This is a genomic window from Litchfieldia alkalitelluris, assembly GCF_002153425.1.
GTDB classification, from domain to species: Bacteria; Bacillota; Bacilli; order Bacillales; family Salisediminibacteriaceae; genus Evansella; species Evansella alkalicola.
This window is the reverse complement of record NZ_KZ119600.1, coordinates 1,981,045-1,995,007: the sequence shown is the minus strand read 5'-3', so window position 1 is coordinate 1,995,007 and position 13,963 is coordinate 1,981,045. Positions and strand designations below refer to the sequence as shown.

The following is a 13,963-nucleotide window of genomic DNA, read 5'->3' as shown; positions in this document are numbered from 1 at the left end:
TTTACAACAAGCACTCCTTCTTTTAGTTTATCTACTTATAAACATTTGCGTCCAGTGATGACCCGCTTCTGTATATCCAACACCTATATGTGTGAAATCTGTACTTAATATATTCGCACGGTGACCTTCACTATTCATCCAAGACTCAACTACTTGTTCTGGAGTTTGCTGTCCTTGGGCAATGTTTTCTCCTGCTGCATTGTAAGATACACCAGCATCCCTGATCATATCAAATGGTGATCCATATGTTGGACTTGTGTGGGAAAAATAATTGTTTTCCTGCATATCTATAGATTTCCTTCGTGCAACACCACTAAGCTCTGTATCAGCTTCAAGCTCTGGGAGACCATTATTCCTTCTTTGCTCGTTTGTAAGTTCGATTACTCTCGCTTCAGGGCCACTAATTCCATCTGTTTCAGCTGCATTGTCTCCTGTTCCTTCTCCCTCCGACTCCATTTGAGGCTGCTGTTCCGTTTGTGCAGGCTCTTGGTTAGGTGCGGGATCAGCTTGATGGGGTGATTCATTTTGTTCTTGTTGCTCTGGTTGCTCTGGTTGCTCCGGTTGCTCTTGTTGCTCTGGTTGTCCTTGCTGAGGCGTTTCTTCCCCTGCCTGATTATTTGGGATTTCCCCTTTTTGCCCATGTCTCCACTGCTTTTTACCACTACCTCCGTGTTTCCCTTCTACAACAAACTTGTATTTAGCTTCTTGAATCTGAATCGCTTTTGTCTCAGGATATTTGTCACTTGGTATTGTGGTCTTATCACTTGATATATTGTCGTCATTATTCATTGAGCCATTTAATCCATCGCCGTAATATTGACTGCCGTACGGGTGTGATTCAGGATTAGCTCCGTAACCACTTAATCCATTACCTTCTCTTGTGTCGAATGCATTTTCTCCTGTATTACAGGCCATTAATGAAATTGCAAATACTAGCAGGAATATATATAAAGTATTTTGTTTCATCGCACTATCTCCCTTATATAATTAATTTTTTACACTAATTATTTTTTGCTTTCAGAGTAAAACTATTTGTGGTAAATTTCGAGAAATGATTAGAAAGGAGAAAAGACATATTTATTTTTCAAGCAAAAAGCCGTCACGTCTGAAACGTAACGGCCCCATATATTTGATCACTATATATTATTTTTCAATTTTTACATCATATTCTCTTAACCATGTATCAATCTGTATAAGATGTGCAATTAACTGTGGCCCTGACATCAGTTGCCCAAAATAAGGTTCCTTAAAGGATTTCCCTTCAGTCTCTACCAGCTGTTTTAACACGTTTCTGTCAAATAAGTCAAATAGAGGTGAATCACCTTTTTTGATTATCTCCCCTAAACCATTTGTCACTAATTTTGTATACGTTGGATGATGCGTCTTAGGGTATGGACTTTTCTTACGGTATAATATCTCATCTGGAAGAATACCTTCAAGAGCTTTTCTCAGAATCCCCTTTTCTCTCCCATAAAGCATTTTCATATCCCAAGGAATGTTCCAAACATATTCCACTAACCGATGATCTGCAAATGGTACCCTCACTTCTAAGCTTGCTGCCATACTCATTCTGTCTTTTCGATCTAAAAGGGTCGTCATAAACCAGATCATATTTACGTAGAATAGCTCTCTCCGCTTTTTATCAATACCTTGCTCCCCATCCAGTAAAGGGACTTCAGCCAACGTTTCCTCGTATCGCTCCTGGACATAGTTGGTTAATTTTAGTCGATCACGCCACTCAGGTCTTAGCATTCCTTCCCGCTCTGAAACAGACCTCATCCATGGGAACGTTGGAGAATTCATCATCTTTTCATCGTGAAACCAAGGATATCCACCAAAAATCTCATCCGCACATTCACCAGACAAGCCGACTGTTACATCTTGTTTTATTTGATTACAAAACCATAACAATGAAGAATCAATATCTGCCATGCCTGGAAGATCCCTTGCCCTCACAGCATCTTTCAGATAATCAAACAAGAGCTCATTTGATAAGATACAATTATGATGCTCTGTTTCAAATGCTTGGTGCATTCTCTCTACCCAAGGAGCATCAGAATTCGGCTGGAATTTGCTTTCCTTAAAAAATTTATCGTTTTCTTCGTAGTCAATAGAATATGTTTTCAGTTGCTCCCTGTCTTGTTTCTCAAAATAATTAGATGCAATGGCAGTGATTGCACTAGAATCAACCCCCCCAGATAAGAACGTACAGACTGGTACATCCGATACAAGCTGTCTTTCAACTGTATCTTTAAATATTGTTCTTACCTTTTCGGCTGTATCTTCTACACTATCATTGTGCCTTTCACTCTTCACTTGCCAATATCGTCTCACTTCAATATCATCTTTCGATACTCGCATCCAATGTGCAGGACGCAACTCCTTCATTCTTTTATAAACTCCGTGTCCCGGTGTTCTAGAAGGACTTAATCCTAACACTTCCTGTAGTCCCTCCTCACCAATAACAGGTTCCACATCAGGGTGATTCAAAATTGCCTTCATTTCTGAGCCAAACAATATTCCTTCACCGAGTTTATAAAAAAACAGAGGCTTTACACCTAATCGATCTCTTGCTAAAAATACTTGCTTCCTTTCCCCGTCCCATACTGCAAAAGCAAATATCCCATTTAACTTTTCAACACATTGTTCTCTCCAATGAATATAAGCTATTAATAAAACTTCTGTGTCTGAATGAGATTGAAAAGAATATCCTTGTGAGAGTAATTCCTGCCTAATCTCTTCAGTGTTGTAAAGTTCTCCATTGTAGCAGAGGGTAAAAGTCTTTCCACGATGGTTTCTAACCATGGGCTGTTTTCCACCGTCTGGATCAATGACGATTAGTCTTTTATGTCCAAATGCTACATGTTTTTCAAGCCATGTATTCGTTGCATCAGGTCCTCTTTGGTGTAACGGTTTTGTCATTTTTTCAACCGTTTTCCTCTCATCAGTCAACGGTCTACGAAAATCAATCCAACCAGTGATTCCACACATGAAGTATCCCTCATTTCAATTTATTCTTTTACCATGCTATTCTAAACTTCTGTCCAATGTACCTTTTTTTCTTAAAGAATTACATGGTAAACGCTTACACCGCAGTCATTTAAGGGAGTTTTTTTGTCACTTTCACGGAGATTTTGGACACAAAAAAAGCCCATTGACGATGGTATAGTTGATTACAAGTAAATGCAATCTTTTCTCCTATAAGGAGGTCATCATCAATGGGATTTAATCAAAAAATAAGTTGATTATTTGTTATTTAGAAGAACAATTAACTAAATTAGTTCCCTTCTTCATTTAATATAGGGTTGTTTTTCAAAATATGATCAAGGAGGCGTTCACACCCATCCTCAACAAGGTCATAAACCTCAATGAAATTTCCAGTAAAATATGGGTCAGGGACATCTACAATAGATCTTGATGGGGCAAAGTCTAATAACCGTGAAATCTCACCAACCTTATTTACACTGTCTCCTGGAACTTTTAATCGGTGAAGATTTCCCACATTAGACGAGTCCATTCCAATAATGTAGTCATACTCCGTTATATCTTTCTCCGTTACTTGACGGGCAGTAATCCCTTCATGGTCCACATCGTTTTTCTCTAAAATTTCTAGCGTCCCTTCATGAGGCCGGTTCCCAACGTGCCAGCTCCCAGTCCCTGCAGAATCTACTAGTATCTTTTCTTCTAAGCTAGCACCTTTCACCTTTTGACGAAAAATTGCTTCCGCCATAGGAGAACGACAAATATTGCCCAAACATACAAACAAAACTTTTATCACTAAATTTCTCCCCTTTACTAATCTAACGGCTACCGTGAAAATATGTTTTTACTTCAGGGCGGCTAAATTTAAATCACATTGCTTCTTTGTATATTATAAACTAGTCACATATCAAATTCATCACTTCTTTATATGTTAGGTCGGCATCATAAGGAAAGAGGCTGCCCCAAAAGTTGTATTAATTTTAGAAAAGCCAAACAAGCAAAAAGATCACTATTACTTATAAATCGCTTCACAAATATACTTCGCTTTAGTGATTTTTGTTCGTCTTTTCAATTAATACTTTTACTTTTGGGGCAGCCTCTTTCGCCTAATGGCTTTATAGTCATATAACCCTATCAGCTCTGCAGCATTTATGCCTTTAAAAGGCTGCTGTAGTTTATTCTGATATCCTGCAAAACGTCGTCCACAGTGGCAAACTCTTCACCAACGTGGTACTCTTTTATGCACGTTAGAGAATCTTCTGAACATCCTGATAGAATTTGAATAATTTCTTCCGGATCACACTCAAATTCTTCAATCTCTACCCCTTCACAGTGGCAATCAGCATTGTCAAACAATTCGTAGACTACTACTACATTTTCCTTTACTTCATCGATCATAAGTTCCCTTGCTTCGACCAAATCTTTAACGATCATAGCAAACAACCTCTCCCCTATAAGGTATTGTGAAACTACTCACTACACACCTATACTATACACCTTTCTACACTTTTCCCTTACCAAATTTATGAAGATTTTATAAACATTTTTCATAAAAAATATAACTGAAAATTCCCTATTTTCAATAAGGAAAAAACAAGTAGTATAGTCACGATTGTAGATGGTGGAACTACAGTTTTTTCAAGAAAAACTTAAGATTTATGTCCACCAACAAGAGTATTTCGGTGTCTGGCTGTCCCACCTTCTGTATAGGAAATTCCCCGAAGCAGTGCATTCGCTCCATGCTTCCTTCGGATTTCATCCATTACATAGCCAAGGGCCCTTTGCTTTGGACGAGTCGTGTCAAAAAGATTTAGTTGCATCGAAGTATCTTCACAAATATTAGCCAATGCTACAGAAACTCTGCGGACAATACTCCCATCATAATTTCTATCAAAAAGTCGCAGACAAGCATTATAGAGCTCCATTGTAATATTTGTAGGTTCTGCTACTGTAATTTGACGGTGAAACCCAGAGTGCCCTACCTCCTTACTGTAACCAATTCCAAGACTGATGGTCTGTCCTGCCCTTTCTTCCTTCCTAGCCCTTGCCGCTACTTCTTCACACATTTCTAAAATAACCCGCTTCACTTGAACCGGATCATCATAGTCACGCATTAAGATCTGACTTTTCCCATAGCTAATTTGTCCGCTTAAAATAGGCGCGCCCAGCTCGGAAAGGTCGACTCCCCTAGCATGATAATATAATTGATTACCCATGATACCGAATTTCTTTTCCAGCTTATTTAAAGGGAATTTCGCCAGTTGTCCTACTGTAAAAATCCCCATCTGATGAAGGCGCTTTTCAATTCGAGAACCAATGCCCCACATTTTCTGAAGCGGAGTAATTGGCCATAATTTTTCTTCCACATCATCATATGTCCACTTCGCAATACCTCCGGGCTGATTTTTCGCTTCAAGATCGAGGCAAACTTTTGCTAAAAGCATATTTGACCCAATTCCAATAGCACAGGTTAAGCCAAATTGCTTTAATAAATCTTTTTGAATTCTTCTTGCGAGCTCCCACTCATTTCCCCACAATCGTTCTGTTCCTCGGATATCCACAAAGCTTTCGTCCACACTGTATGTATGAATTGCCTCCATCGGAACATATTTGTGAAAAAGGTCGGTGACTTGTACAGAAACATTCAGATACGTCGCCATCGTTGCATTTACTAAACGGATTCGTGAGTCCTTCGGCACTTCAAAAAGGCGATTGCCCGTCTTCAAACCAAAGTCCCTTTTCAGTGCTGGGGTTGCCGCTAAAATAACACTACCATCCCTATTGGTATCCCCTACAACAGCGAGGTGGCAGGTTAACGGATCCAATCCAAGGGCAACTGCAGCACAGCTCGCATAAAAACTTTTCATATCGATACAAAAAATTGTTCGTTTTGGTAAGGATTCATACATGACATCCATTTTGCCACCACCTGTTTTAGAACAAACGTTCGTAGTTGTATTTTTAATTATATGTAAAAATACTCATTTGAGCAACCGAGATTTTTTCCCATTTTTGATCGCCAAAAATAAAAGTTCTCCTATGAAGGTGGTAGTTGCTTCACTCTAGTGTTTTGGCTTGTTCACATATTTTCCATAATCAGGTATGGCTATTTCCGCAAATTCATTAACAAGCTTTTCGAGACTTGAAGAAAGTAGATCACCCGTCATTGGTAATCCATGACCTGTAACAGCTACAGAAGGTTTTAAATTAGCTAAAGTCTTTACAGATTGAAAAGCCGCATCCCAGTCAGGGGTTAAATACCTCGGGGGACCACTGATTTCCTGTTCCTGGGTTAAAACTTTGTATAAGGACTCTTGCTTGACCGTTACAAATGCGTCCCCTGCGATTAAAGAGCGGTCTTCTTCACGAAATAACGAGATATGGCCAGGGGTATGTCCTGGAGTATGTACCCATTTCCACCCTGGCATTCCTGGTACACTCTCATCTGCTGGCAACAGTTCCACACGATTTCCTAAGTCAATAGCCTCATTAGGAAATAGCGGTGACATTTTCGCAACAATACCACCTTCTACAGTTGAGTCCGGTTCTGGATAATTTTGCTTTCCAGTTAAAAATGGAATTTCAAGCTCATGTGCATACACTGGAATATTCCAATGATTCACAAGCTCAATAATGGCACCTACATGATCAAAATGTCCGTGCGTCAAAATAATTGCATTTGGCTTACTACCTTTTCCGAACTGCTCCTCAGCAACTTGAATAATTTTCTCTGCAGAGTCAGGCATACCTGCGTCCACTAAAACATACCCGCTCTCTGTACCAACGTAGCATATATTAACAATTTGGATCGTATGACTATACAAATCAGGTAAAACTTTAATCCCTACGCCGCTTCCAACAGAGGTGGTAGGAATATATTTATAATCTTTGCCATAATGCATGTTGTTATCTTTTTCCATATCCAATTAAAAAACCCCATTTCTCAATATTCTATCAGTACTGTAGTTTTCGCAATGACCGGCTTTTTATCCTATCTGCCCCCTCTATATCAAAATTTAAACAAACCTAACCTCCAATCCGAAAAAAATTTGTATAACGAAGCTTTTAAGATTTCATACAGTTTGACGAATGGATTCTCACTAGAAAAATAGTAGTCTATAGGTAAAGGGACTGGAATAATCAAAAGGAGTGATCTACATGGATAACAAAGGGAAAAAAGTAGTGAAGAAAGGGACACAATCTGTTTGGGCTGGAGAAAAGGATTATTTAGTTCACGGTGCTACTCAAGTTCCTGTCGTTCACAGTGTTTCTTTTGGTTATAACGATATTGATGATTGGTTCGAAGTAGCCATTGGTAATAAACCAGGTCATATATATGGACGAAATACAAACCCAACTGTGCAAGCCTTTGAAGATAAAGTAAAGGAGTTAGAAGGTGCAGAAGCAGTAACTAGTTTTTCTACAGGTATGGCAGCTATAAGTAATTCACTAGCAACCGCGCTCACCCCAGGGGACAGAGTTGTATCCATAAAAGATACTTATGGCGGAACAAATAAAATATTTTCAGAGTTTTTACCGAAACTGAACATCGATGTGACCTTATGTGAAACGGGCAATCATGAGGAAATGGAAAAGGAAGTCCGGAAAGGATGTAAAATCCTCTATCTCGAAACACCAACAAATCCTACGGTTAAAATCACTGATATTGAACGGATGGTAAAAGTGGCACGAGAGGTTGGAGCCCTTGTCTACGTGGATAATACATTTGCTACACCTATACTCCAGAACCCTCTTGAATATGGCGTAGATTTAGTCATTCACAGTGCGACTAAATTCCTTGGGGGCCATGCAGACGCATTAGGAGGAGTTGCCGTAAGCAATAACAAGGAATTTATTGAACAAATCTATCATTACCGTGAAATCAATGGAGCAAGCCTCGATCCAATGGCAGCCTATTTATTATTGCGGGGAATGAAGACACTTCAATTGCGGGTAAAACAGCAATGCGAAAGCGCCCTAAAAATTGCAAATTATTTAAAGAATCATGAGAAGGTTGAAGCTGTCTTTTATCCAGGCTTAGAGGATCACCCTAACCATGATATAGCCAAAAAGCAGATGCGAGATTATGGCGGTATGTTAAGCTTTTCAGTAAAAGGAGAGCTGGATTCAGTTCGAAGTTTTTTACCAAAGCTAAAATATGCGAACAAAGCAGCTAACCTTGGTGCTGTGGAAACCACTGTTGGCCCAGCAAGAACAACTAGCCATATTGAAAACACACCAGAAGAACGCGCTGCTTTAGGAATACCTGAAGGATTAGTCCGTTACTCAGTCGGAATTGAAAATGTAGAGGATTTGATCGAAGATTTGGACCAAGCGCTAAGCTATATTAAATAATTAATCTCAGAAAAAACCTGGTAGTTAGAAAATAAGCTACCAGGTCTTCTTTTGTTTTTTCCAATCTACTGGAAAACTCATTTCTTTCGAAACTGCTTTCCCGCGACAGCTTCTATTAGACCAGGAAAAAGTTGATATAATTTTGTTCCAACATTCATCCAAGTTGGTAGATTTAACTCCCGCTTTGGTCTTTCTATAAGGTCCACCGTTTTTTTTGCCACGAAGTCGGACTGCAGCATATAACGGGCCACGTTCTTTTGATATTCTCCTGATTTGTCTGCTAAATCAAAGAATGGCGTTTTTATTGGACCTGGGTTCACTGTACTTACTTTAATATCCCTATCTGCAAGTTCCATTCGAAGACTATTGGCAAATCCCAATACAGCATGCTTTGTTGCCGAATAGCCACTTGACTTTGGTGTCGCTAGTTTACCAGCCTGAGATGCAACGAATATAACATGCCCTTTTCCATTCTTAATCATATGTGGTAGTACTAGCTTCGTACAGGCAATAGCACCAAATACATTCACATCAAACATGGATTTAACCTCGTCGACTGTCGCTTCATGAACATAGTCAAAAATCGCAAAGCCTGCGTTATTAATTAAAACATCGATTGTCCCTACAGATTTATATATTTTCTCGAATACTTCCCTAACCTCGTCTTCATTTGTTACATCCAGTGTATAAAAATGAGGTCGTTGATTCGTGCTTTGTTCAATCTCTTCGGCTAGTTTCTCCAGCTTTTCATAGGAACGAGCAAGCAAAATAGGAGTTCCCCGCCGTTTGGCTACTTCAATGGCCATATCCCGTCCTATTCCACTAGATGCCCCCGTGATTGCAATATATTTACTTTCCAAATTTCCCATCATAATCTACCTTTCTTTGCGGCATCATTAAGTACATATTATATCTTAACTCCCCTTTTCTGTCGAAAACGATAGTTTTTCTCAGAAAATATTGACAATTGAGTGAAGGACCTTCATAATTAGGAACAATTTATGAGAGTTGGAGAAAGGAAGGACAATGTGATGAAAATTAGTATAATTGGTGCGGGTAATATGGCAGAAGCCTTAATTGTTGGTTGGTTAAAAAAAGGGTATTTAGAAAATTCTCAGATCACAATAACGAATCGTTCAAACAACGAGCGCCTTGAAGACCTTCAAAGGGTTTACAATATAAATACAACAAGGGTTAGCTCTGACATCGTATCTTCAGGTTCCATCATCCTGCTTGCCTGTAAACCTAAAGACTGGAGAAGTGCTATTGAGCCTTTTAAGCATTTATTTAACCATAAGACTCCAATAGTTTCAGTAATGGCTGGGGTGTCTACTGCGGTAATAGAAGAGGAACTTGAACATGAAGATGTTCCAGTCATACGTATCATGCCGAATACATCAGCTACTGTGGGAGAATCCATGACACCTATTAGTTATGGGAAAAGCGTTCCTTATCAATATAGAGATATGATCATTAATTTATTTCAAGCTGTGGGAGAAACTGCTGAAGTACCAGAAGATCAAATGGATGCCATGACAGCTTTAGTAGGAACTGGTCCCGCCTATATTTATTACTTAATGGAATCGATGGAAATGGCAGCAATACAAATGGGAATTGACCCAAAACTAGCAACTACCTTAGTTTCACAGACACTACTCGGAGCGAGTCAACGTGTGCAGCAAAGTGACGCTAGTCCCCGTGATCTATATGATCAAATCATGAGCCCTGGTGGAACTACGGAGGCTGGATTTAAAGTCTTAACAGACAACAAAGTGCAGGAATCCCTCGTTTCATGTGTTTTACGGGCATGGGAACGTTCAAAAGAGCTAGGAAATCAAAATGCATATATAGAGTAAAACACTTCTTACCTTTTAATTGCCTATATAATAAGCTATAATAATTACATTATTACTATATTACTTAATCTATAATCTGCATTCTGCCCAGGAGGTATGAATATGAAAAAAAGCCAATACGACGTTGTTATCGTCGGGGGTGGCTTAGCCGGTATATCAGCAGCTGCTATGCTTTCTGATCAAGGAAAAAAAGTAGCTCTTATAGAGCGGGGCAAACTAGGCGGACGTGCCATGACAATAAATATGAAAGGTTTTCAATTTAACTTTGGTGCCCATGCCATATACGGCCGAGATCAGTCCTATCTCACAAGAATGGAACAAGATCTCGGTTTAAAACTGTATTGGTCTGACTTTACGCAAATGAAAGCGAAATATGATTTAGGCGAAGAGGTTTCTGTTGTTCCATCTAATATTGGTGGCTTATTACAAACAAAACTACTAAAAGGTATGGATAAATTCCGATTCGCATACCACATTTTATTTACAATGATAGGCTTTGAAAAGGGAGACCCAAATGTCTCCATTAAGCAGTGGTTAGATCGAAAAAAAGTGAGTCCTGCAGTAAAAGAAATGATGTTAAATTTAGCATCGTCAAACTTTTTTACAGGCGAGCCTGAAAAAATTCCTTCAGATGTCTTTTTTGGATATTACCGACGCCTTTTTAAGACAAACATTCCAGTGAGTTACATCCAAGGTGGTTGGAAAAAGCTCGTGGAACAATTTGTACATGTGATAGAAAGTAACAAAGGAGAAATCTACACAAAGAATAGCGTAGAGTCTGTTACAATAGTGGACGATAAAGTGACAGCCGTGCATACTAAAAAGACTACTTTTATGGCGAAGCAATTCATCTTTGCAATTCCTCCAGAAGAATTAAAAAGACTTTTCCAAGAGTCTGCTATTAATTCAGAGCTAGAAGGTTACACAGATTACGAGCCAACCTATGTGATGTTTTATGATATTGGTTTGAAAAAGCGGATTGAGTCTCCTTATACGTATATTTTTGATAAGGATCGACAAATTTTCATTTCTGATATTTCATATTATGATATGGAAGCAGCCCCACCTGGAGGACAATTATTACAAGCGATCGCATATTTAAAATCAAATGAGATAAATGATCCTAAAGAACACGAACGTTTAAAGGAAAGAATTGAAGATTTTTACGATAAGCATTATCCAGGCTGGCGTAAACACCTTGTTATCCCTAGAGTTTCAAAGGTCGCTGTCGTGCAGGCAATTAAATGGACGATGCATCAGCGTGGATTACCGACATCCTTCCCACAACTACCCAACGTACATTTCGCTGGTGACTGGTGCCAAGGAGAAGGTCAATTATCTGAGCTCTCTTTCTCAAGTTCATACAAAGTTTGCCAGCGGATATTAGAAGAAGAAGCAGCAAGAAGAGGCGCTTAATTGAAAAGCGGAAGCGCCTTGGTCATCGGCAGCAAAATTCGTAAAGTAAACCTCCGTAAATACGGAGGTTTATTTGTTTCTTGTTTTAAAAGTTTTTAGTAGAATAATATAGGTGAACAGAAGGTTTGGAGGCTTAGTCATGACAACACACACTCAAAATATACCAACATGGAAGAAAAAAATACAAGTACTTGTGGACCACCCTTATTTTACTAGAACAATCATTACACTCATTATGTTTAATGCCGTTATTGTTGGACTTGAAACATATCCTACGATTTACGATAACTACAAAACACTTTTTTTTCGTATTGATATTATTTTACTTTGGATTTTTACAATTGAAATTTTATTACGTTTACTTGCATTAAATCGGATTAGGGACTTCTTTAATAATCCTTGGAATTGGTTTGATTTTCTGATTGTTTCAGCAGGTCACCTTTTTGCAGGAGCCCACTTTATTACTGTTTTAAGAATATTACGTGTATTACGTGTTTTCCGAGCAGTATCTGTCATCCCTTCCCTTCGCCGCTTAGTAGATGCTTTACTGATGACTATTCCAGCCCTTGGAAATATTATGTTGTTGATGAGTATTATTTTTTACATCTTTGCAGTTACAGGTACCGTCCTTTTTCGAGAAGTGGCACCAGAGTATTTTGGGTCCCTTCAATTGTCATTACTGACGCTCTTTCAAGTAGTCACTTTAGAATCCTGGGCAAGTGATGTAATGCGGCCAATTTTAGCAATCCTTCCTTGGTCATGGGTTTATTTCGTTGCATTCGTACTAGTAGGTACTTTTGTAGTCTTCAACTTGTTTATTGGGGTTATTGTTAATAATGTGGAAAAAACAGAGGCAGAGGAAGAAGAAAAAACAGCTGAACATACGCACCAAGAAGTTTTAGCCCTTCGTGAGGAAATGAAAGAGCTTAAGAGTTTACTTGAAAAGCAAATAAATCAAAAAAGTTAATCCTTTGATTACCTCTAGTTAGAATCCCTTTCATAAGTTTGTTAGATTATCTGACAAATCTGAAAACAAATGTAACATGACATGATATAGTAACTACAAACGAACAACTGAAGGTAGGGATTCCTCTTGACGTCATATAAAGATAAAAAAGTTATAGGTATAGGGATTGTTAGTGAATTAACTGGACTTTCAGAAAGAAAAATAAGATATTATGAAGAACGAAAACTCATCTTTCCTGATCGAAGCAAGGGCGGGACACGAAAATACTCCTTTGGTGATGTGGAAAGACTTGTTGATATTGCAAACAAAATAGAAGATGGTATGCAAACCTTTGAGATCAGAAAAGAAGAAATGCGCAAACTTAAGAAAGCTGACGTTCGTGACAAGATGCTTCGTGGTCAGTTAAATGCAGCGTTCAAAATGCGTAAATAAAGCCTTTAACTACTATTGTTAAGGCTTTTTTATTTTATCCTCATGTGAACTAAAACTTGAGACATACTACTCTATAACGGTTTTTTATAACATCATTTTCACAGAGGTGACACATAGTGAGAGTTTCAGCAAAAATAATATGTCTAATGATAATCATGATGACCGCACAGAATGTCCTAGTAAACGCAGAAGCCGAAGAGATTCTAGACAATAATGGAAAAGTTGCAATCATCATTGATGACTTTGGCGGAAAGACTGGGGGTGTAAGGCAGTTTTTCGAGTCTGACATTCCCATTACCCTTGCAATAATGCCCTTTTTAGAAAGTTCAACGGAGCAAGCCGAACTCGCCTACGAACAAGGGTTAGAAGTAATGATTCATCTCCCCTTAGAACCAAAGCGAGGTAAAAAATCTTGGTTAGGACCACTTCCCATTACATCAGATTTAGATACGGAAGAAGTGAAAAAACGTGTGGAAAAAGCAATAGAAAATGTTCCACATGCAAAGGGAATTAACAATCATATGGGATCAAAAATAGTAGAAGATGAACGTATAATGAGGGCAATACTTGAAGTAGCGAAAGAGCACGACTTCTACATTATTGACAGTGGTACTAGTGGAAAATCAGTGATACCAGAGTTAGCGACTGAATTAAATGTACCATATGCAGTAAGAGATTCCTTCTTAGATGACTCCTTTTCCTCTCGTGAACATGTATATAAACAAATGCTCATGCTCTGTAATATGGCAGAGAATTACGGAGAAGCAATAGCAATTGGTCATGTTGGAATTAAGGGTAAAAACACCTTTAATGGTATAAACGATGCACTCCCTTATTTAGAAAAGAAAAATATATCTATTGTACCTGTATCCCACTTATTAGAAACAGAAATTGAAAAAAAGCCTGATACATTTTGGCAAGAATGAAATCAGAGGGTGTCAATACTGACGCCCTC

General features: G+C 38.6%; 13 protein-coding genes. 6 read left to right on the top strand and 7 right to left on the bottom strand.

Annotated elements, in window-relative coordinates; genetic code table 11:
• Positions 1-27 precede the first annotated feature (27 nt).
• The 6 genes from BW724_RS09475 to BW724_RS09450 form a co-directional block, all read right to left on the bottom strand.
• Entirely contained in the window at positions 28-966 is a 939-nt protein-coding gene (locus BW724_RS09475) for a CAP domain-containing protein (protein WP_235848935.1), read from the bottom strand.
• A gap of 177 nt (positions 967-1,143) precedes the next feature.
• A complete protein-coding gene (gene asnB, locus BW724_RS09470) occupies positions 1,144-2,991 on the bottom strand; it encodes an asparagine synthase (glutamine-hydrolyzing) (protein WP_088074991.1) in 1,848 nt (615 codons plus the stop codon).
• Positions 2,992-3,277: 286 nt separating this feature from the next.
• Complete coding sequence (locus BW724_RS09465; protein ID WP_088074990.1) at positions 3,278-3,778, bottom strand: low molecular weight protein-tyrosine-phosphatase; 501 nt, start codon at positions 3,776-3,778, stop codon at positions 3,278-3,280.
• Positions 3,779-4,131: 353 nt separating this feature from the next.
• Positions 4,132-4,416, bottom strand: a complete 285-nt coding sequence (locus tag BW724_RS09460) for a hypothetical protein (protein WP_140354947.1) — start codon at positions 4,414-4,416, stop codon at positions 4,132-4,134.
• Between the two features lie 215 nt (positions 4,417-4,631).
• A complete protein-coding gene (locus BW724_RS09455; protein ID WP_088074988.1) occupies positions 4,632-5,900 on the bottom strand; it encodes a Y-family DNA polymerase in 1,269 nt (422 codons plus the stop codon).
• 144 nt (positions 5,901-6,044) lie between these two features.
• Complete coding sequence (locus BW724_RS09450) at positions 6,045-6,902, bottom strand: MBL fold metallo-hydrolase (protein WP_088077806.1); 858 nt, start codon at positions 6,900-6,902, stop codon at positions 6,045-6,047.
• 238 nt (positions 6,903-7,140) lie between these two features.
• Between BW724_RS09450 and BW724_RS09445 the strand changes: the two genes are divergently transcribed.
• Positions 7,141-8,337 carry a cystathionine gamma-synthase family protein gene (locus BW724_RS09445; protein WP_088074987.1) on the top strand — a complete coding sequence of 399 codons (1,197 nt, stop codon included), beginning with the start codon at positions 7,141-7,143 and terminating at the stop codon, positions 8,335-8,337.
• Positions 8,338-8,414: 77 nt separating this feature from the next.
• Here the strand turns inward: BW724_RS09445 and BW724_RS09440 are convergent, their stop codons facing one another.
• Positions 8,415-9,209 carry an SDR family NAD(P)-dependent oxidoreductase gene (locus BW724_RS09440; RefSeq protein WP_088074986.1) on the bottom strand — a complete coding sequence of 265 codons (795 nt, stop codon included), beginning with the start codon at positions 9,207-9,209 and terminating at the stop codon, positions 8,415-8,417.
• Between the two features lie 159 nt (positions 9,210-9,368).
• Here BW724_RS09440 and proC point away from each other — a divergent pair, with 159 nt between their 5' ends.
• From proC to BW724_RS09415, 5 genes are all read left to right on the top strand, one after another.
• Complete coding sequence (gene proC, locus BW724_RS09435) at positions 9,369-10,193, top strand: pyrroline-5-carboxylate reductase (RefSeq protein ID WP_176371360.1); 825 nt, start codon at positions 9,369-9,371, stop codon at positions 10,191-10,193.
• Between the two features lie 102 nt (positions 10,194-10,295).
• Positions 10,296-11,609, top strand: a complete 1,314-nt coding sequence (locus BW724_RS09430) for a phytoene desaturase family protein (RefSeq protein WP_088074984.1) — start codon at positions 10,296-10,298, stop codon at positions 11,607-11,609.
• Between the two features lie 139 nt (positions 11,610-11,748).
• Positions 11,749-12,576: an ion transporter gene (locus BW724_RS09425; RefSeq protein ID WP_088074983.1), complete on the top strand. Its 828-nt coding sequence runs from the start codon at positions 11,749-11,751 to the stop codon at positions 12,574-12,576.
• Between the two features lie 126 nt (positions 12,577-12,702).
• Positions 12,703-13,008: a MerR family DNA-binding transcriptional regulator gene (locus BW724_RS09420; RefSeq protein WP_088074982.1), complete on the top strand. Its 306-nt coding sequence runs from the start codon at positions 12,703-12,705 to the stop codon at positions 13,006-13,008.
• 116 nt (positions 13,009-13,124) lie between these two features.
• On the top strand, positions 13,125-13,934 hold the full coding sequence (locus BW724_RS09415; protein ID WP_235848934.1) for a divergent polysaccharide deacetylase family protein: 810 nt from the start codon (positions 13,125-13,127) through the stop codon (positions 13,932-13,934).
• Positions 13,935-13,963: the final 29 nt, after the last annotated feature.